The 18958-nt window shown below is 65.4% G+C and carries 16 protein-coding genes; 6 read left to right on the forward strand and 10 right to left on the reverse strand.

Translation table 11 applies throughout. The annotated features are described in order from the left end of the window. Window positions 1–265 precede the first annotated feature (265 nt). The 6 genes from TMO_RS08080 to TMO_RS08105 all read right to left on the reverse strand — a co-directional run bounded on the left by TMO_RS08080 (window position 266) and on the right by TMO_RS08105 (window position 9073). Window positions 266–1375 carry a TRAP transporter substrate-binding protein gene (locus tag TMO_RS08080; RefSeq protein ID WP_014745125.1) on the reverse strand — a complete coding sequence of 370 codons (1110 nt, stop codon included), beginning with the start codon at window positions 1373–1375 and terminating at the stop codon, window positions 266–268. Window positions 1376–1800: 425 nt separating this feature from the next. Further along, window positions 1801–2901: a TRAP transporter substrate-binding protein gene (locus tag TMO_RS08085; protein WP_014745126.1), complete on the reverse strand. Its 1101-nt coding sequence runs from the start codon at window positions 2899–2901 to the stop codon at window positions 1801–1803. Window positions 2902–3086: 185 nt separating this feature from the next. Then, entirely contained in the window at window positions 3087–4199 is a 1113-nt protein-coding gene (locus TMO_RS08090; RefSeq protein ID WP_014745127.1) for a TRAP transporter substrate-binding protein, read from the reverse strand. Window positions 4200–4504: 305 nt separating this feature from the next. Next, window positions 4505–5233 (reverse strand): arginyltransferase, encoded by a 729-nt coding sequence (locus TMO_RS08095; protein WP_014745128.1) that lies wholly within the window; start codon window positions 5231–5233, stop codon window positions 4505–4507. Between the two features lie 101 nt (window positions 5234–5334). Next, window positions 5335–6591 carry a threonine ammonia-lyase gene (locus TMO_RS08100; RefSeq protein ID WP_014745129.1) on the reverse strand — a complete coding sequence of 419 codons (1257 nt, stop codon included), beginning with the start codon at window positions 6589–6591 and terminating at the stop codon, window positions 5335–5337. 37 nt (window positions 6592–6628) lie between these two features. After that, window positions 6629–9073, reverse strand: a complete 2445-nt coding sequence (locus TMO_RS08105; RefSeq protein ID WP_014745130.1) for a penicillin acylase family protein — start codon at window positions 9071–9073, stop codon at window positions 6629–6631. A gap of 171 nt (window positions 9074–9244) precedes the next feature. On the opposite strand from TMO_RS08105, the gene TMO_RS08110 reads away from it, so the two are divergent. Continuing rightward, a complete protein-coding gene (locus TMO_RS08110; RefSeq protein WP_014745131.1) occupies window positions 9245–10507 on the forward strand; it encodes a type III PLP-dependent enzyme in 1263 nt (420 codons plus the stop codon). Here the strand turns inward: TMO_RS08110 and TMO_RS29240 are convergent. After that, complete coding sequence (locus TMO_RS29240; protein WP_014745132.1) at window positions 10500–11513, reverse strand: 2-keto-4-pentenoate hydratase; 1014 nt, start codon at window positions 11511–11513, stop codon at window positions 10500–10502. The two genes, TMO_RS08110 and TMO_RS29240, sit on opposite strands and share 8 nt — an antisense overlap. 50 nt (window positions 11514–11563) lie before the next feature. Next, on the reverse strand, window positions 11564–12568 hold the full coding sequence (hemB, locus tag TMO_RS08120) for a porphobilinogen synthase (protein WP_014745133.1): 1005 nt from the start codon (window positions 12566–12568) through the stop codon (window positions 11564–11566). A gap of 263 nt (window positions 12569–12831) precedes the next feature. Between hemB and TMO_RS08125 the strand changes: the two genes are divergently transcribed. Both TMO_RS08125 and TMO_RS08130 read left to right on the forward strand, forming a co-directional pair. Next, window positions 12832–13911, forward strand: a complete 1080-nt coding sequence (locus TMO_RS08125) for an enoyl-CoA hydratase/isomerase family protein (protein ID WP_014745134.1) — start codon at window positions 12832–12834, stop codon at window positions 13909–13911. 241 nt (window positions 13912–14152) lie between these two features. Continuing rightward, window positions 14153–14608, forward strand: coding sequence for a MarR family winged helix-turn-helix transcriptional regulator (locus TMO_RS08130; protein WP_014745135.1), 456 nt, complete (start codon window positions 14153–14155; stop codon window positions 14606–14608). 90 nt (window positions 14609–14698) lie between these two features. On the opposite strand, the gene speE is transcribed toward TMO_RS08130, so the two are convergent. Then, window positions 14699–15577: a polyamine aminopropyltransferase gene (speE, locus tag TMO_RS08135; RefSeq protein WP_014745136.1), complete on the reverse strand. Its 879-nt coding sequence runs from the start codon at window positions 15575–15577 to the stop codon at window positions 14699–14701. 49 nt (window positions 15578–15626) lie between these two features. After that, window positions 15627–16028, reverse strand: a complete 402-nt coding sequence (speD, locus tag TMO_RS08140; RefSeq protein WP_014745137.1) for an adenosylmethionine decarboxylase — start codon at window positions 16026–16028, stop codon at window positions 15627–15629. A gap of 357 nt (window positions 16029–16385) precedes the next feature. Between speD and TMO_RS08145 the strand changes: the two genes are divergently transcribed. The 3 genes from TMO_RS08145 to TMO_RS31210 all read left to right on the forward strand — a co-directional run bounded on the left by TMO_RS08145 (window position 16386) and on the right by TMO_RS31210 (window position 18938). Next, window positions 16386–17276 (forward strand): alpha/beta fold hydrolase, encoded by an 891-nt coding sequence (locus TMO_RS08145; RefSeq protein WP_014745138.1) that lies wholly within the window; start codon window positions 16386–16388, stop codon window positions 17274–17276. A gap of 117 nt (window positions 17277–17393) precedes the next feature. Beyond that, window positions 17394–18098 carry a DUF502 domain-containing protein gene (locus tag TMO_RS08150; protein WP_145978094.1) on the forward strand — a complete coding sequence of 235 codons (705 nt, stop codon included), beginning with the start codon at window positions 17394–17396 and terminating at the stop codon, window positions 18096–18098. A gap of 321 nt (window positions 18099–18419) precedes the next feature. After that, complete coding sequence (locus TMO_RS31210) at window positions 18420–18938, forward strand: hypothetical protein (protein ID WP_014745140.1); 519 nt, start codon at window positions 18420–18422, stop codon at window positions 18936–18938. The last annotated feature ends 20 nt before the right edge of the window (window positions 18939–18958 follow it).

Here is an 18958-nt window from a genome sequence, read left to right on the forward strand (position 1 = left end):
TTCCTGCGAACGATCCGACTTAAAGTTCGCCAAGTCATCGACGCAAGATGTCTTGCAGTCGTCGATTTATGAAACGACGTTTCAAAGCTCATCCGCCACGGAGCGTAAAGGTTGATCAGTGATCCATCTTTGTGCCGCAATGTGGAACGCTGCCGCCCGTACAAAAAAACCCGTGTCTCCGCGGTGATGCAGGCGGTGACACGGGCTCGGCTTGTCTGCGGCACAACGGGATGGGTACGGGCCAAGGCCCATACCCTGCGCGACCTCAGACCGCGAACTTCGGACCTGCGGCCCGGATGTTCAGATAGGGCTGCTCAGCATGCTGCTGCCAGGTCATGCTGTTGTTGCGGAAGGTGTAGTAGCTCTTGACGATCCGCTTGAGGATGTCGTCACCGCCGCCGCTGAGCTCGTTGATGAACGACTCGGCAGCGTCACCCAGGGCCTTGTAGACCGGGTCAGGGAAGGGGCGGACCTTCACGCCGTGCTCGTTGATCAGGGTTGCGACCGCAGCGGAGTTGCGGACGATGAACTGACCGACGCCCTCCTGGTAGTCGCTGTAGGCGGCCTGACGGACGATCGCCTTCAGATCATCCGGCAGTTCATCCCAGTGCTTCTTGCCGATGCCCATCTCGATGGTGGCCGAGGGCTCACCGATGCCGGGGGTGTAGTAGTTCTTCGCAACCCGATGCAGACCGAAGGCCAGATCGTTCCAGGGGCCGACCCAGTCTGCCGCATCGACGGTGCCCGACTGCATGGCCTGGAAGATTTCCCCACCGGGCAGCTGAACCACGTTGCAGCCAAGCCGGCGGAAGATTTCCGCGTTCAGGCCGGCGGTGCGGAACTTCAGGCCCTTCAGGTCGTCGGGAGTGTTGATCTCCTTGGCGAACCAGCCGACCGCCTGCGCACAGGTGTTGACCGCCGGGAAAGCCTTTACGCCGAAAGGTGCGTAGAGCTCGTCCTGGAGCTTCTCACCGTCGCCGATCGCCCACCAGGCAAACTGTTCGGCGGCATAGAGACCATAAGGTGCCGTGGTGAAGAAATGGAAACCGGGATGCTTGCCGCCATAGTAATAAGCGGCCGAGTGATAGATTTCCGCAGCCCCCTGCTGCACGGCATCGAAGGCACCGAAAGCCGGCACCAGTTCACCGGCGGCGAAGACCTTCACGGTCAGCCGTCCGCCGCTCATGGTGGTGATCTTCTGCGCGATGCTCTCCGCGGCCGTCCCGAGGCCGGGGAAGTTCTTCGGCCACGAGGTGACCATGCGCCACTCGATCTTGCCCTGCGCGATGGCCGGCGCCGGGAAGTTGGAAGCGGCGACGGCGGCGGCAGCGGCACCCGCGGCGGCCGATCCCTTGAGGAACGAACGACGATCCATCGATCGGTCTCTCCCTGATGAATTTTTTGGCAGCTTTTCGTGCGTTTTGGTCGGTTGCCCGACGTCCCCGGATCCGGCGGGGGGCGGATCGCCGGCGAACGTAGAGATACCCCCGAAACCATCGCCGGTCCGGCCCCTCCCTGGCCGCGGGTCTCCGCCGCGATCAGGCCCCGGCCCGACGATCTGGGGGTAGTATAAGGGGTCATCGAGTGAACGCAAGCTGACATGGTGAGATTGGGTCAGTAATGTTCACCCAATCGGATCAAGGCTTCTGTTGTGTTGCGACGCAAAATACGATGATGCAATGCAATGCAAATCGGTGCCGAGCACCTGTCCGACGGGATAGAAATGATCTGGCCCTTGCGCCTTTACCAAAAGGAAACACGCAAGGGCCATGACTGCCGTGCGAAGTTCGCGCGTAGGTATCAGTCGGTAAAGGCGGGACCTTTCGCCCGCGCGTTCAGATAGGGCTGCTCGGCATGGCGAGTCCAGGTCATGCAGTCGTTCCGGAAGCCGTAATAGCTGGCCCAGACTTTCTTGAGCAGATCGTCGCCACCGTCGCGCAGACGCAACATGATGCTCTCGCCGGCTTTGGCGAGTGCGTCATTCACCGTATCGGGGAAGGGCTGCACTTTCACGCCGTGCTCGGTCTGTAGCGCCTTGAGCGCCGAGGCGTTGCGAATAAGGAACTCCGAAACATTGGCCTGATACTCGGAAATCGCTGCCTCGCGGACGACCGCCTTCAGATCGTCGGGCAGGGCATCCCAATGTTTGCGGCCGATGCCGATCTCGACAGCACCCTGGCCCTCGCCGATACCGGGGGTGTAGTAGTTCTTCGCCAGACGATGCAGCCCGAAGGCCAGATCGTTCCAGGGCCCTACCCATTCCGCAGCATCGATCATGCCGCTCTGGAAGGCCTGAAACATCTCCCGTCCCGGCAGCTGGACGACGTTGCAGCCGGCTTCACGCCAGAGTTCGCCGTTCAGTCCCGCGGTGCGGAACTTCAACCCCTTCAGGTCATCCGGGCCGGTGATCTCGCGCGCAAACCAGCCCGCGGCCTGGGCGCTGGTGTTGGCGGCCGGGATGGCCTTGATGCCGAACGGGGCGTACAGTTCGTCCTGCAGCTTTTCACCGTCGCCATACAGCCACCAGGCCATGTGTTCGGGCGCGTACATGCCGAAAGGCACGCTGGTGTAAAAGTTGAGCGCGGGGTGCTTGCCGCCGTAATAATAGGCGGCTGAATGGTAGGCTTCGGCAGCCCCCTGCTGGACTGCGTCGAACACGCCGAAAGCCGGCACGAGTTCATCCGCGGCATACAGCTTCACGGTCAACCGGCCGCCGCTCATCCTGGTGATTTTCTGTGCGAGACGTTCGGCTGTGGTACCGAGGCCGGGAAAGTTCTTCGGCCAGGACGTGATCAACCGCCATTCGATGCGGCCCTCGGCGATGGCCGGGGCGGCGAAGGTGGTGGCAGCGGCTGCAGCGCCGGTGGCAACGCTGCGCTTGATGAATGAACGGCGGTCCATCGGCCGGTCTTCCTTGCACGGTTCCTGAAACCCGATGGACATACCCCCAACGGTATACCACCGGGGGACCTGTCTAGGCCCGGGCGCCGCTGCTGTCCAGGAGCATCTGCAGAAAAATGATGCGCCGCACCAGATGATGGTGCGGCGCATTCTTGCGTTTGGCAGACTTGAAGATCGGGTGCGGATCAGCCGACCGGGATGGGGTCGAACTTCGCCCGGAGTGCCAGGTAGCCGCCTTCGGCACTGTTGCCATAGGTGCGGGCATGGTCGAGATAGGTCATGTACGAGGTCCAGGCCCGCCGGGTCACGTCGTCGCCGCGATCGCGCAGTTCCAGGGCGACCGCACGGGCGGCATCGGCCAGTACCTTCTGGACCTCGTCAGGGAAGGTCCGGACCTGGACGCCATGCTCGTTCTTCAACACCACCATCGCCTCGGCGTTGCGGGTGAAGTACTCGGTGAAGGCGGTCTCGTATTCGGCCGCGCAGGCGCTGCGGATGATCGCCTGCAGATCTTCGGGAAGTTCGTTCCAGTGCTTCTCGGAGACACCGAGCTCGGCCACGGCGCAGGGCTCGTTGGTGCCGGCGACGTAGTAGTTCTTGGTGATGCGATGCAGGCCGAATGCCAGATCGTTCCAGGGGCCGATCCATTCGGCCGCGTCGACGGTGCCCGACTGCATGGCCTGGAAGATGTCTCCGGGCGGCAGGGTCACGACATTGACGCCAAGCCGGCGCAGGATTTCGGCGTTGAGGCCGGCGGTCCGCATCTTGAGGCCCTTCAGGTCCTCGACCGTCTTGATTTCCTTGTTGAACCAACCGGCGGCCTGGACGCCGGTGTTGATGCAGGGCAGGGCCTTGATGCCGAAAGGCCTGGTCATCTCGTCCTGCAGCGCTTCACCGCCACCATGCAGCCACCAGCCATGGGCTTCCCAGGCGGTCATGCCGAGCGGGATGGAGGTGAACAGGGTCAGGCCCGGATTCTTGCCGGCGAAATAGTAGCTGGGGCTGTGATAGCACTCGGCAGCGCCCTGCTGGACCGCATCGAAGGTCCCGAAGGCCGGGGCGAGTTCGCCGGCACCGAACACCTTGATCACCAGACGGCCCGCGCTCATCGCCGCGATGCGATCGGCCAGCCGCTGGGCAGAGGTGCCGACACCCGGGAAATTCTTCGGCCAGGATGTGACCATGCGCCATTCGGTGCGCGACTGGGCAAGCGCGGGTGCCGCAAGGCCGCTGGCGGCCACAGCTGTGGTTGCCGCGGCGGCGACGGCGCCACCGCGGAGGAAGGAACGGCGATTCATTTTGGACGGGCCTCCCCACGTGGATGCTGTTCGGCCCGCTGCCGACGGCCACCGCCGCGCTCTCCCGATGCGGTGGGACCTGGATCTGCCGGTGCCGGGCCGATGGGCGCGCATACCCCGTCTGCGGGACGGACGAGCCGCGCGACCATTCTTGGTCGCCGATTATAGGAGGCGTGCGCCGAAAGTGAATAGGTCAACCATGCGTTCGCGAATACGACCATGCACGCGGCATGCTTTCGCCACCGCTGCGTGCCGCGGTCATAGCGTGAAGGGCGAACAGTCTTCGATGGTGTCGAATACCGGCGTCATGCCTGACGGGGCAGGGGCACCCAGGCGCCATCGACCAGGGCTTCCATCGGGGCGAAGCGGGCCTTGTAGGCCATCTTCCGGCTCTCGGCGATCCAATAGCCGAGATAGACATAGGGCAATCCCAACTCGCGTGCGCGGTCTATGTGCCAGAGCACGATCCGCGTCCCGAGGCTGCGGCGTGCCGCGTCGGGATCGTAGAATTTGTAAACGGCCGAGAGCCCGTCGCGCACCCGGTCGGTCAGGCATACGGCGATCAACTGCCCCTCTTCGCCCCGGAATTCGACAACCTGGGTGTCGATGGGGCTTTCTTCCACCATCATGCGGTAATCATGGAAGGTCATGGTTGCCATCTCGCCATCGGCGTGACGGCTTTTCTGATAGCGCAGGAACAGCTGGTACTGCTCCTGCGTCGCCGTCAGGGGCACGATGGTATGGGCGAGATCGGCGTTCCGGCGCAATACGGTCCGCTGACTGCGGGTCGGCTCCATACCTGCCACCCGGATGCGCACCGGCACGCAGGCCGAGCATCCGGGGCAGGCGGGCCGATAGGCCATGTGCTGCACGCGTCTGAAGCCGGAGCGCAGCAACCAGTCGTAGAAGGACTGGGCGTTGGGCACATTCAGATCCGCCACGACGTCCCGCTCCAGCCGGCCTTCGATATAGGGGCACGGATGGGCGACGGTCATGGTGAACAGATGCTGCGCCCGATGCGGCCACTCCCTCATGGCGATCTCCGAAGGCGGGAGCACGCGCGGCGTGTGACGCGCGTTCACTGACGATAACTATAGCAGTCGCTTCCACCCCGGACCAAGGCCCCGCGGGGGCCTTACATCTGAAGAGAGCCGCTCTCGCTGATGTCGTGATCCAGGCGCTGAACTTCCAGCCCTTCTTTTTCGAGCCGGGCGATCAGTTCACGAGCATGGTCCGGGCCGCGTGTCTCCACGACCAGGTCGACCTCCACCGCCTTGATCGGCACATGAGAGAAGGCGCGTTGATGATAAACCTCGAGGATGTTGGCGCCGGCGTCCCCGATCAGCCGGGCGATCAGCGCCAGCTCTCCCGGCCGGTCATACGAAATCACCCTGAGCCGCATGACCTTGCCGTCCCGCACCAGGCCGCGGAGCAGGATGGAGGACAGGATCCGGGTATCGATATTGCCGCCCGAGACCACGAGGCCGACCGTGCGGCCCACGAAGCGCTCGTGATGCGCAGGGTCGAGCAGGGCCGCGAGGCCGACGGCCCCGGCACCCTCGACCACCGTCTTCTCGATCTCGACGAACAGCTGAACCGCGCGCTCGATGGCGGTTTCGCTCACCAGCAGCAGGTCGTCGACGCAGTCGGCGATCACCTGCCGGGTGAACTGTCCGGGGCTCTTGACTGCGATGCCTTCGGCAATGGTCATGCCCTGGGCGGCCGGAACCTCGCGGCCCAGCGCCTGCACCATGAACGGATAGCGATCGGCCTGAATGCCGATCACCTCGATCTCCGGCTTGAGCGCCTTGGCGGCCGCGGCGCAACCGGCGATCAGCCCGCCGCCCCCCACCGGTACCAGCATCACGTCGATATCCGGTGCCTGTTCCAGCATTTCCAGCGCCACCGTACCCTGACCGGCCGCGATCAACGGATCGTCATAGGGGTGGACGAAGGTGAGGCCCCGCTCGGCCGCAAGCGAATCCGCCCTGGCGCGGGCTTCTTCCAGCGTGTCGCCTTCAAGCACGACCTCTGCGCCCAGTGCGCGGGTGTGGCCGACCTTGGTGAAGGGCGTGAAGCGGGGCATCACGATGGTGGCGGGAATGCCGAGCCTGCGCGCCTGAAGGGCGACGCCCTGGGCATGGTTGCCGGCCGACATGGCGATCACACCCCGCGCCCGGGTCGCGTCATCCAGGGCGAGCATGCGGTTCAGCGCGCCTCGCTCCTTGAACGAGGCGGTGAACTGGAGGTTTTCATACTTGCAGACCACCTTCGCGCCGGTGAGGTCGCTGAGCGTTCGGGAGGCCTTGCAGGGGGTGCGCTCGATCGATCCGGCAAGGCGGGTGGCCGCCTCTCGGATCTGGTCGAGCGTCAGCAGGGTGGAGGCTGGCACGTCGGGGGCTCCGGTACAGGGCCCGTGCCGCGTCCGGTCAGTTGGCCGGTGCGGTCGCGGGCGCCAGGGTCAGTCGCTTCGTCCCGGCCGCGGCGTCGATCCGCGACCAGTCGGTGATCATGGGGATGAAGCGGGTCTCGGTCCAGCGCGATGCGAAGGCATCATAGCCGGCGGAGAGCGGATTGCCGCTCTGTCCGGTGCTCTGGATGAACATAGAGCGCTGCGGGTCGGCAAGATCGTAGATCGCGCGATAGCCGGGGCCGTGGGTCGATCGGAACATCTGCGGCCCTTCCGGTGCATCGGCAGCCCAGCGTTGGGCGTTGACGGTGAACGGATCGCCGCCGATCGGATGCGAGATGGCGAGCACGTCCTTGAGCACCGGCACGGCCGACAGCACCCGGTTCTCTGAGACTGCCGGATGCGCCTTGCCCCATGTCCAGGTTGAGATGTCTTCACCCTGGGTACGGATCAGCAGGGCTATCGCGTCATCGAGCGCGCGGGCGATCTGGACGGCGCAGCTCTCCGTTTCCGTGGTCCGCCGGTCGTCGCACCAGACCGGGTCGCGGGTCAGCGCGACCCGCAGGAATTCGGTGCGGTGGCCGCGATAGTCGCCGAACAGATCGTCGCCCAGTTCGTCGGCTGCGATGCGCGGCAGCAGGGCGTCATACCAGGCCGAGAAGATCAGCGGTGCGGTCTGATCGGCCGCCATGTCGCCGTCCCAGCGCTTCAGGATATCGAGCGCCTCCGCGGCGGCCGGGTGCTCGGGGCTGGCATCGCGAATGCCGGCCATCATCAGCGGCATGAACTGGCGGGCCATCAGGGAGACGGTATCGCCCATCATCGAACGGAAGCTCTCGGTATCGTGCTTGTCCGTCTCGTCGAGCATCTGGTCGATGCGGTCGGCGCGATAGGGGGCCGTCCATTCCCGGCTGATGAAATAGGGATAGCCCTCGGGCGTGATCCGCTGATTGGCGGTGACGATCCGGCCATCTTCCGGGTTGGTCAGCTGCGGCAACTCGTCATAGGGAATCCACCCGGTCCAGTCTCCCTCGCCGGTCCAGCCGCGGCTGGGAAGAAAGCCGTCGCCCGAGGCCCGGATCGGCACGCGGGCCGGCGCCAGATAGGCGATCCGGCCGCCGGTGTCGGCGAAGACGATGTTCTGCTGCGGCCAGTAGAAGTCGCGCAGCCCCTCGCGGAAGCTGGGGAAATCGGTGGCGGTGTTGGCGGCGAAGGCCGCACGCAGGGTGGGATCGTCATCGGTCAGCGCCACCCAGCGGAAGGCCAGAACATGGCGTCGGTCGGTCAGTTCCCCGCCGCCATTGACGACATCGGTCACGATCGGGCCATTGCGGCTTTCGCGCACGGTGAAGCTCTCGGGCTCCGCCCCCTTGATCTGGATGGTCTCGCTGCGGGTGGTGAAGGCCAGGGGGCCATCCGGTGTTTCGTAAGTGTCGGCGCCCGGCGCCGTCAGCTGTTCGATCACGAAATCCTGCGTGTCGGGACCGGTATTGGTGAAGCCCCAGGCGAAACTGTCGGTGCGGCCCAGCATGACGCTGGGCAGGCCGGGCAGGGTGGCGCCGATCACCTCCAGGCCGGGCGCCGAGAGATGGGCGAGGTACCAGAGCGACGGCGCAGCGAGCCCCAGATGGGGGTCGTTGGCGAGCATCGGCTTGCCGGTTGCGGTGTGGGCGCCCGACAGCACCCAGTTGTTGGACCCGATACCGTCGATCGGCGGCGTGGCCCCCTGGTCCAGCAGGGTTGCGAAGGGCGTTGCGGCATAGATCTTCGTCAACGCGTCCAGATCGGTACCGAGGCCGGCGATTTCCGGCAGGGCGACATTGCCGTCGGCATCGTAGTCCGGCCAGAGATCCGAGATCTGCTCCGGCGTGATGCCGGCTGCAAGCATGCGGGCGCGCAGCAGCTCGTCGCGCCAGTTCTTGGCCAGGTCCCAGGCCATCATCTTCAGCCACACCATCGAATCGGCGGGCTTCCAGGGCGTCGGCGTGATACCCGTCAGCACGAATTCCAGCGGCCAGGCGCCGTCATGACTGGCGATATAGGCATTCACACCGGCGACATAGGCATCCAGCCGGCGACGGGTCTGATCGTCGAGCTTTTCATAGGCCCGTTCGGCATGGCCGTAGACACCGATGGTTCGGATGAAGCGGTCGATCGACAGCGTCGACTTGCCGGCGAATTCAGACAGCCGCCCCGATCCGACCCGGCGCTGAAACTCCATCTGCCAGAGCCGGTCCTGGGCGTGGAGGAAACCGAGGGCGAAGACCGCATCCTCGATGCTCCGGGCCTTGATATGGGGCACGTCGTTCTCGTCACGGATGACCGTGACCTCGCCTGAAAGCCCTTGCAGGGCGAGCCGTCCCTCGGTCTCGGGCAGGCTGGTGCGCAGCCAGATCACGCCGATCACCACAGCGGCGATCACGATGAAGACGAGACCGCCCAGAATTCGACCGATCCAGCGCATGAAGATCCCCGCCTCTTGCCGTCAGAACGCCGCGGAATCCGTGCCGCGTCACGGCGGCAGTCTGATGGAGGCGGAGCTTTGGATCAACCTCTGCGTCACATGGACTGAGGAAGAAGAGTGGATCGATGGTCGCGGATCCGCAACGTCATCCCCATATGATGCAGGAGAGCCATGACCTTCGCCCCCCAGATCAACGAGGAGCAGAACCGGATGTCGGACCTCTTCCCCACCCGTCGACGCAGTACCCCGGGCCGTTTTCCGGATGTCGATACGATGGTGACGCGGCTGAAGCCCAGCTATCCGGTCTATTGTTTGAAACCTTCGCGGCTGGCCGATGCCGCGCGCACCTTCATCGAAGGTTTTCCCGGCGAAGTCCTTTATGCGGTGAAGTGCAATCCCGAACGCGCTGTCATCTCAACGCTCTATGAAGCAGGGATCGCCGGCTTCGACGTCGCCTCGCTCGCCGAGGTGGCGCTGGTTGCCGATCTCTTCGAAGAGGCGGAGCTGCACTTCCATCATCCGATCAAGAGCCGGGCGGCCATTGCCAATGCCTATCGGGTCTATGGCGTGGAACGCTTCGCCGTCGATCACGCCGACGAGCTGGCCAAGATCCATGCCGAGACCCGCGGCGGGCCGGTGGTGATGATGGTGCGGCTGACCACCGACAGCAGCCGCAGCACCTATGACCTGTCAGCCAAGTTCGGCGCCTCGGTGCCCGAGGCGGCGGCGATGATGCGCGAGGCCCATCGCCTGGGCCATCAGGTCGGGCTGTATTTCCACGTCGGATCGCAATGTCCGGATCCGCAGGCCTATGACGAGGCCATGGCGGTGGTGCGGGCGGCGATGGATCACGCGCCGGAAGTGCCCGTGGTGGCGCTGGATGTCGGCGGCGGCTTCCCGGGACGCTATGACATGGGTGTTGAGATGCCGCCGGTCGGCGACTATTTCGCCGCCGTCCGCCGGGCGCTCGATACCATCCCGCCGCTGCCCGGCCGGCGCATTCTGTGCGAGCCGGGGCGTGCGCTGGTGGCTGACGGGCTGTCCCTGGTGGTGCAGGTGCATCTGCGCAAGGGCGACCGGCTGTTCATCAATGACGGCATCTATGGCAGCCTGTCGGAGACCGTGACCGGCCAGCTGCGCTTCCCCGCCCGCGCCATCCGCCCGGCCGGGCCGCTGGATGCAGAGCGTCAGCCCTTCACCATCTTCGGGCCTACCTGCGATTCGACCGATGTGCTGCCGGCGCCGCTGCTGCTGCCGTCCGACATCCGCGAGGGCGACTGGATCGAGATCGATATGATCGGGGCCTATTCCAACGCGCTCGCCACCCGGTTCAACGGCTTCCTGCCCGAAGCCGTGGTCGAAATCGGCGAACCCGCCGCAAGGGCGGCGGGTTCGGTGTTGCGGCGGGCCGAGGCGGTGCTTCCGGTCACTTGACCGACAGCTGCGCCTCCAGCGGCCCGCCCGGCAGGCCGGTATAGACCGCGCGCACGACCTGGCCTTCTTTCAGCGGCAGCGGCCGGCTGATGGCGCCCAGCGTGATCAGATCGCCCGGCTTCAGGCTTTCGCCGCGGGCCTTCAGATGGCCGATCAGCCAGACCAGGGCATTCAGGGGCTGGCCCATGATGGCCGAGGACCGGCTCTCGACGATCAGCCCGCCATGACCGTCGAGGACCTTGACCTGCATCTCGGCCATGGCGGCAACGAATTCCGGTGTGGGCTGAACCGGCACCGCCTTGCCGACCACGCCGGTACGCATGCCGGCATTGATCATCGCGAGCGTCTCGGCGTTCAGTGGCTCGCCTGAGGCCAGCAGCAGGTCGGGAACGTCGATATAGGCCGAGACCGTGGCGAGATGGGCGGCCACCTCCAGCGGGTTGGTCGCCTGCATGATGCCGGCATCCTTGACCGTAACCGCCAGATCGACCTCGACCGTCGGCCGCGCGCCGACGTCGCGCGGCACATCGGCACCGTTCTCCAGGATCTGGCCGGCGAAGATCCGCCCCACCACCGGGGCGCGGGCCCCGAACATCTCCTGCGTGGTGCGGGCCGTCAGCGTCAGCTTCCAGCCGAGCTGCGCCGGCCGCGACGGCATGGCGGCAGCCAGGAAGCGGTCCTGGGCGGCGTAGGCCTGCGCAAGATCCGGCTTCACCTCAGGCGCCTTGGGCTGGATCCGCGCCAGCCAGGCCCGGCCGAGACGTTCCGCCTCTTCGGCGACCTTGGGTGGAAGGGCGACGGAGGCGGGCCGTGTCGCGGGCTGCGGCTCACCTGCCGGTTGCGACACCCCGGGTGGGGTTGGCGCCGCTGGGGTGGTGGGTGCCGCGGGTGCCTGCGGGACAAGAACCCGCGGTCCCGACTGCTGTGCCACGGCGGGCAGGGCGAGGAGGGCGGCCACAAGGCTGGTTGCGGCCGCCATGGCCGGAAGACGGAACGAGATCGGCACCTGGAACTCCGGAAACCGTCAGGGAAAAGAGAAAGGCCGTGCGATACGGTTCAGCCGTTCAGCTTCGCCGCCACGTCGCGCGCATAATAGGTGAGAACACCAGCGGCACCGGCCCGCTTGAAGGCCAGCAGGCTTTCGACCACCACTTTCTCGCCATCCAGCCAACCGTTCGCAATCGCTGCCTGAAGCATCGCGTATTCGCCGCTGACCTGGTAGGCGAAGGTCGGCACGCCGAATTCCTGCGACACCCGCTGCACGACGTCGAGATAGGGCATGCCTGGCTTGACCATCACCATGTCGGCGCCCTCGGCCAGGTCGAGCGCCACTTCGTGCAGGGCCTCGTCGCTGTTGGCGGGGTTCATCTGATAGGTACGCTTATCGGCGGCGCCCAGATTCTTTGCCGAGCCCACCGCATCCCGGAAGGGCCCATAGAAGGCAGAGGCGTATTTGGCGGCATAGGCCATGATGCCGCAGCCGGCGAGCCCGTCGGCATCGAGCGCGTCGCGGATGGCGGCGATGCGGCCGTCCATCATGTCCGACGGCGCGATGACGTCGGCGCCGGCGTCGGCCTGAACCAGAGACTGCCGGCACAACATGTCGACGGTCGGGTCGTTCAGGATCTGGCCGTTCTCAACGATGCCGTCCTGGCCGTGGCTGGTATAGGGATCGAGGGCGGCATCGACGATGATGCCGATATCGGGGACGGCATCCTTGATCGCCCGGATCGCACGGCAGGTCAGGTTGTCGGGGTTGGCCGCCTCGCGGCCGTCGGGGGTCTTCAGCGCCTGATCGATCGAGGGAAAGAGTGCCACGGCCGGAACGCCCAGATCGCGCGCCTCACGCACCGCAGCGACCGCGCGATCGATCGACAGCCGTTCCACCCCGGGCATCGAGGCGACCGGCTGCGCGACCCCTTCGCCATCCACTACGAAAAACGGCCAGATCAGGTCGTCGGGCGAAAGCCGGTTCTCGGCGACCAGCCGGCGCCACCAGTCGGTCCGGCGATTGCGACGCATGCGGGTGCGCGGGAAACGTCCGAGGGGGGTCGGTGCCACGACACGATACTCCTGATCGAAAGTCCGAAAGGCTCTGCCGGGGCCAGAGAATGCACCCGGCCGGGCCCGACGTAAACCGGATGCCGCTGCGCCGCGGTAAAATCGCCCGGCGGGGCGTGCATCGTGGCCGCATTCGGGTGAAATTGACAGTCACCCGGTGGCCTCTATGATGCCCGGCATATCATGGCCTTTGCCATGGCCGCGGGCCGATCCCGGTTGCCACGCCGCCGGCCTCGTCAACACGAAGGATCAGAGGAAACCAGATGAGCGACGCGCAGATCCTGTTCGACCGTGCCGGTTCGGCCGGTATCATCACCCTGAACCGGCCCAAGGCTCTGAACGCGCTGACCCTGCCGATGATCCGCCTGATGGCGCCGCAGATGAAAGACTGGGCTGCGGATGATGCGGTGGCCGTGGTGGTGGTGCGCGGTGCAGCGCGCCCCGATGGCCGGCCCGCCTTCTGCGCCGGTGGCGATGTTCGCGCGCTCTGGGACGAGCGTGAGGACCCGACCAGCACGCTGGCGGCTGAGTTCTTCGGCGAGGAATATACCCTCAATCGCGAGATCTTCCGCTATGCCAAGCCCTATGTGTCGCTGATCGATGGTGTGGTGATGGGCGGCGGCGTCGGCCTGTCGGCGCATGGCCGCTGGCGGATTGCGACCGAGAACACGCTCTTCGCCATGCCCGAGACCGCCATCGGCATGCTCCCGGATGTGGGCGGCACCTATATTCTGCCGCGCCTGCCCGGTCTGTCGGGCACCTATCTGGCGCTGACCGGGGCACGCCTGAAGGCGGCGGACTGCCTGGCGCTGGGCATCGCGACCCATTTCGTGCCCTCGGCGAAGCTGGGCGAGCTGACCGAGGCCCTGTCGCAGGTGACGGCCGGTGCCGGTGCCGACGCCGAGGTGGAGGCGGTGCTGAACCGCTTCTCGGATGCGGCTGCCGCCGGCACCCCGCAGATCACCCAGCATCTGCCCACGATCAACGCCTGCTTCGCGGGCGACGATATGGCCGGTATCCTCGCGCGGCTGCCGGTCGAGGGCGGAGAATGGGGTGCGGGCGTGGCGAAGGAGTTGTCGCACAAGTCGCCGACCAGCATGGTGATTGCGCTCCGCCAGATGCGCATCGGCGGCAACCTGTCCTTCGAGGACTGCATGATCACCGAATTCCGTGTGGCGACCCGCATCGTGCGGACCCATGATTTCGGCGAAGGAATCCGCTCGGTGCTGGTCGACAAGGATCATGCCCCGGTCTGGTCGCCGGCACGTGTCGAGGATGTCGACCCGGCAGCCATCGACGCGCTGTTCGCGCCCCTCGGCCAGCGTGACCTGCATTTCGACTGATTTTGCGTCGATTCTGCGTCAAAATGAATGGCCGCACCGGCGAGCCGGCGCGGCCATCTTGACTTCGGCGTCGTGGTCGAGATGATCGCCTATTGGACTGCAACGCCGGCAGAGAGACCGGCGAAAGCAGGACGTTCGTCAAAGTAAACGGCCCCGCTCATGGCGGCACGGGCAGCGGACCGGCGACACCCGCAGCCCCGACCCATGGCCTGAACTCCCGCCGGGCAACGCCGAGGACAAGGTGCGACAGTCTTATCTGGAGACAATTCGTCTGATCGAGCGGCTTCACCGCCGCTTTCTCGACGTGATCAAGGCCGAGCTGGATCGTCTCGGTATCAGCGACATCAACAACGTCCAGGCACTGATCCTGTCGAATATCGGCGAGGAACAGCTCACCATCGGCGAGCTTACCGTCCGTGGCTATTACCTGGGCTCCAACGTGTCGTACAACGTGAAGAAACTGGTCGAGAATGAATATCTCGAACAGGAACGCTCCCCGCACGACAAGCGAGCGATGCGCATTCGCCTGACTCAGAAGGGGCGGGATCTTTGCGACCGCGTCAATGAACTCTACGAGCGCAACTGCACAGCCCTCGCCAAGGGCGTGCTGGAGGCCGATGATCTCACCGAGGTGAATGAGAGCCTGCGGACGCTGGAGCGGGTCTGGTCCGACTATATCAATTACGGCCGGTTCTGAGCCTGGCCGCATAAGCGACGACCGCCAAAGAGAAAAGGGCGCCCTGCGAAGCGGGCGCCCTTTCTCGTGGTTCGGCCGAAGGTCCGGCGCTCAGAGGCCGTCGAGAGCCGGCGCCAGATAGCCCGACAGCGTCATCAGCGACACATGTACGCCACGATTGTAGTACCGGGTCGGGAAGGGGCGGCTCTCGATGTCATCCCACCGCACGCCGTCATTCAACGGCCGGCCCTTGCGGGCGATCGAGGACGACCAGGTACCACCGCCATAGATGACGGTGGGATAGGTCATGGGGTGGCTGTCGGTGAAGCCGGCGCCGCGCAGGCAGCGATGGATCTCCTTCAGGCGGCCCTGATGGAAGAGCGGCGATTCGCTCTGGACCACCACCATGCCGCCATCGGTCAGGATCCGGTGGCAGTCGGCATAGAAGGCGGCACCGAACAGCCCCTCCGCCGGGCCGACCGGATCGGTGCTGTCGACGATGATCACGTCATAGCTGCCGGCGGCTGCGTTCCGCACCCAGGCGATGCCATCCTCGAAACGGATCGATGCTCGCGGATCATTGTTCGACGCCGTCAGCTCGGGGAAGAATTTCTCCGACACCCGGACGACGCGCTCGTCGATCTCGACCATGTCGACCTGCTCGATCCCGGGATGGCGCAAAACCTCGCGCAGGACCCCGCAATCGCCGCCACCGATGATCAGCACCCGCCGGGGCCGTTCATGAATGAACAGTGCCGGATGGGCCATGACCTCGTGATAGAAGAACTCGTCCTTGTCGGACACGTTCACGAAGCCGTCGAGCACCATGGCCGTGCCAAAACCGGTGGTGCGGAACACCTCCAGGCGCTGGAACGGGGTCCGCTCGGCGTGGAGGACTTCGGCCACCTGCAGACTGTACTGGAAGCCGGTGCCGGCCATGCGTTCAGTGAACCACAGCTCGCTGTCCGCCGCTGCGATGATCTTTTCCATCTTGTCCGATACCTGAGCTGGAACGTCGGAAAGGGCGGGTGACCGGGGGTCAGCCGTTGACGACCTTCTTGGGCGCTTCGACAGGCACGCGACCGGCAAGCATCGCCTGATGGCCGCGCTCCAGCGACATGGTCGAGAAGGTTCCCGACTTCAGCGCTTCGCGCAGATAGTGGAAGGCCTGTTCGGTGTGCAGGCTGTCGCCGCAGGTGAACAGGTCCACCGCCGCATAGCCGTATTCGGGCCAGGTGTGGATGGCCAGATGGCTTTCGGCGATGATGATCGCACCGCTGACACCCAGCGGCGAGAAATGATGGAAGGTATGGGTGACGATGGTCGCCTTGGCGCGCTTGGCTGCCTCGAGCATCGCATCGGTCACGTAGTCGACATTCGCCAGAAGATCGCCGTCGCAGTCGTAGAATTCAGCGATGATCTGATGTCCGAGAGCCTTCACGGCACACCCCCCTTTTCAGAGAAGGTGGCGATCCACCCCAGGTCTCACGCCACAGTTCGTTACACACCCAAGAGGACGAAAGCCGGGCCGCCCGATCTTCACACGATCGGAACACGGTCCGGCCATCGGAACGGGTCACCGGCATTGCCTCGTGCCCGGATAAAGTGGCTGGAACCTAGGGATGGGGGGAGGGGGTGTCAACCGAATTTCATGTGACGATCATTCCCGATCGTCGCGGATGCGACGGACGCACGGGCGGGCACGAGGTTATGCTGTCAGGCAGAGGTCCGCATGGCGGCGATGACGGACCTTTGCATGTCAGACACGATGCCGCGACAGGAGGAGACGACCGGCCCAATGTCTACAAGATTTTATGATGATCGCTTCACACGTCGTCGCATCACCGTCGACGACGGGACCGGCATCCATCTGGTCGAAGGCGGCGAGGGGCCGCCCCTGCTGTTGCTGCATGGCTACCCTGAAAGCCATGTGATGTGGCACAAGGTGGCGCCGGCGCTGGCGGCGCATTTCCGGCTGGTCATTCCGGATCTGCGCGGCTATGGCGACAGCGACAGACCGGCCGGCGACGCGGCCCATGCGACCTATTCCAAGCGGCGCATGGCGGCCGACATGGCACAGGTGATGACCGCCCTTGGCCATGAGCGGTTCTCGGTCGCGGGCCATGATCGCGGTGCCCGGGTGACCCATCGGCTGCTGCGCGATCACCAGCAGCGGATCGTGAAAGCCTCGGTGATGGATGTGGTGCCGACGCTCGACGTCTATGAGGCGACGGACATCACGGTGGCCACCAGCTATTTCCACTGGTTCTTTCTCATCCAGGAGGGCGGGCTGCCGGAGCGGCTGATTGCGGGCGATCCCGGCTTCCTGCTCGACTGGGCCTGCGACCGGCTGTGCGTCGACCCGGCGGCGATCGGCCCCGAAGAGCGGGAGGAATACAAGCGCTGGTTCGTTCTGCCCGAAACCATTCATGCGACCTGCGAAGACTATCGGGCCGGGGCGACGATCGATCTGGAGCATGATCGGGCGGATCGGGATCTGAAACTGACCGTGCCGCTGCTGGTGTTGTGGGGCGCGCATCGCCTGGTCGGGAAACGTTTCGATCCGCTGGCGATCTGGCGGAGTTACGCCGAGACGGTGGAGGGCGAGGCGCTCGACTGCGGTCATTTTCTGCCGGAAGAGGCACCGGACGAGGTGGCCCGGCGGATGATCGCTTTCTTCACCACATAAAAACCAGCCGGACGCCATGTGTCCCAAGCTTGTCCCTTGAGCCCTGCCGCGGGCGATGCCCATGATGAGGCATTCGCCCGTGCAAAACATGCAGGGCATCAGGGGACCGGCCAGACCATGAGCAGACGTGACCGACACGCCGAGAGCGACACAGCCGAGCGACCGCATGGTGGCGGGCGGCTCAGGCGCTATTTCCTGGCCGGAATTGTGGTGACGGCGCCGATCGCCATCACCCTTTATGTCGCCTGGTGGTTTATCGCCTTTGTCGACGATCTGGTGCTGCGTTTCGTGCCGCCGGCTTACCACCCGGACCAGTACCTGCCGTTCAGCATTCCGGGTGCCGGTCTGATTGTGGTCGTGATCGGCATCACCCTGATCGGCGCCTTTGCCGCCGGTCTGGTCGGCCGCGAACTGGTCCGGCTGGGCGAGGGCATCGTGGCCCGGATGCCGGTGTTGCGCAGCATCTATGCGGCCCTGAAGCAGATCTTCGAGACGGTGCTGACCCAGGGATCGCAGTCGTTTCGCGAGGTGGTCCTGATCGAATATCCCCGCCGCGGGCTCTGGTCGCTGGCCTTCATCACCGGCACCACCGGCGGGGAGATTCAGCGGCTGACCAAGGCGCGGATGGTGAACGTCTTCGTGCCGACCACCCCCAATCCGACCTCAGGCTTCCTGCTGTTCGTGCCCGAGACCGAGATCGTCCGCCTGGCGATGACCGTGGAGGAAGGCGTGAAGCTGGTCATTTCGGGCGGTCTGATCACGCCGCCGGATGCGGCAGATCCTGAAGCGCGGGCACCAGCTGTGCCGCGCGTGACCGAGTGACGCGAGGGACTTGATAAACCCGATGGGAATGCGCATGTTTAACGGATCATGATGCATTTCGGCGTTCATCATCGGTCCGCCTGCCTGTTGCGCGGCGGCAATCTCGTCACGGGCTGACCGCCCGGACCGTTCGCGTCCGTTGACCCGGCGCCCGGTCCGGGTGCCTGCGCCGTTGCGGCGCCGTGGCCATGTCCGCATTCGGGACATGGGCCACATCCACAAACCGGAAACGTCGACCCGCCCAGGCAACCGAGGTCACAGTCTCGGGGCATGGGGCGCCGCCGCCCGGTCTACCTCCCTCGCGACGAGAGAGCCGTCAGGATGTCCGCCCGTCATGATCCGTCACGGGGCCCCGAAAACCGGGCCACCGTGATCTGCTTCGTTTGTCATCGTGCCGTGGGGGCCGATGACTTCCACAGCGATGGCTGCCCCGTTTGCGGGGCCGGCCGGCATCTGCCGCCGATCCGCTTGCTGCCGGACGATGCCCGCCGGCTTGCCGCGCTTGCCGGTCGGCTGGTGACACAAAACCCACCGCTTGTGGCGGCCCTGACCCGTGAACTGGCCCGTGCGGTGATCGTGCGCGATGCGCATGGCGCCTGGGGAACTGCACGGATCGGCGCAGAACTGCGTTTCCGCCTTGATGGAAGCGCAGAACCCGTCCGCCGGCGTCTCCATCTGCCCGAGACGGCGGGGCAGGCCGCCCAGGGCTTCGATCTCTCCCTCGCAACCCCCCTCGGCATCGCACTGGTCGGGCTGGCCGCGGGCGCGGTCATGCCCTTCACCGACCTCTGCGGCACTCGACGCCTCGTCCGGCTGGACGGGGTGCGTGACGCCGCCTGAACCATCATCCGAAAGAAACG

This window comes from Tistrella mobilis KA081020-065 (assembly GCF_000264455.2).
In the GTDB taxonomy this organism is placed as follows: domain Bacteria; phylum Pseudomonadota; class Alphaproteobacteria; order Tistrellales; family Tistrellaceae; genus Tistrella; species Tistrella mobilis.

Bases quoted from the DNA above. Each gene is read 5' to 3' on its own strand.
- TMO_RS08090 (WP_014745127.1), bottom strand. From the start codon at position 4,199: ATGAATCGCCGTTCCTTCCTCCGCGGTGGCGCCGTCGCCGCCGCGGCA.
- TMO_RS08110 (WP_014745131.1), top strand. From the start codon at position 9,245: ATGACCTTCGCCCCCCAGATCAACGAGGAGCAGAACCGGATGTCGGAC.
- TMO_RS08105 (WP_014745130.1), bottom strand. From the start codon at position 9,073: ATGCGCTGGATCGGTCGAATTCTGGGCGGTCTCGTCTTCATCGTGATC.
- TMO_RS08150 (WP_145978094.1), top strand. From the start codon at position 17,394: ATGAGCAGACGTGACCGACACGCCGAGAGCGACACAGCCGAGCGACCG.
- TMO_RS08095 (WP_014745128.1), bottom strand. From the start codon at position 5,233: ATGAGGGAGTGGCCGCATCGGGCGCAGCATCTGTTCACCATGACCGTC.
- TMO_RS08085 (WP_014745126.1), bottom strand. From the start codon at position 2,901: ATGGACCGCCGTTCATTCATCAAGCGCAGCGTTGCCACCGGCGCTGCA.
- TMO_RS08145 (WP_014745138.1), top strand. From the start codon at position 16,386: ATGTCTACAAGATTTTATGATGATCGCTTCACACGTCGTCGCATCACC.
- TMO_RS08125 (WP_014745134.1), top strand. From the start codon at position 12,832: ATGAGCGACGCGCAGATCCTGTTCGACCGTGCCGGTTCGGCCGGTATC.
- TMO_RS08080 (WP_014745125.1), bottom strand. From the start codon at position 1,375: ATGGATCGTCGTTCGTTCCTCAAGGGATCGGCCGCCGCGGGTGCCGCT.
- TMO_RS31210 (WP_014745140.1), top strand. From the start codon at position 18,420: ATGTCCGCCCGTCATGATCCGTCACGGGGCCCCGAAAACCGGGCCACC.
- speE (WP_014745136.1), bottom strand. From the start codon at position 15,577: ATGGAAAAGATCATCGCAGCGGCGGACAGCGAGCTGTGGTTCACTGAA.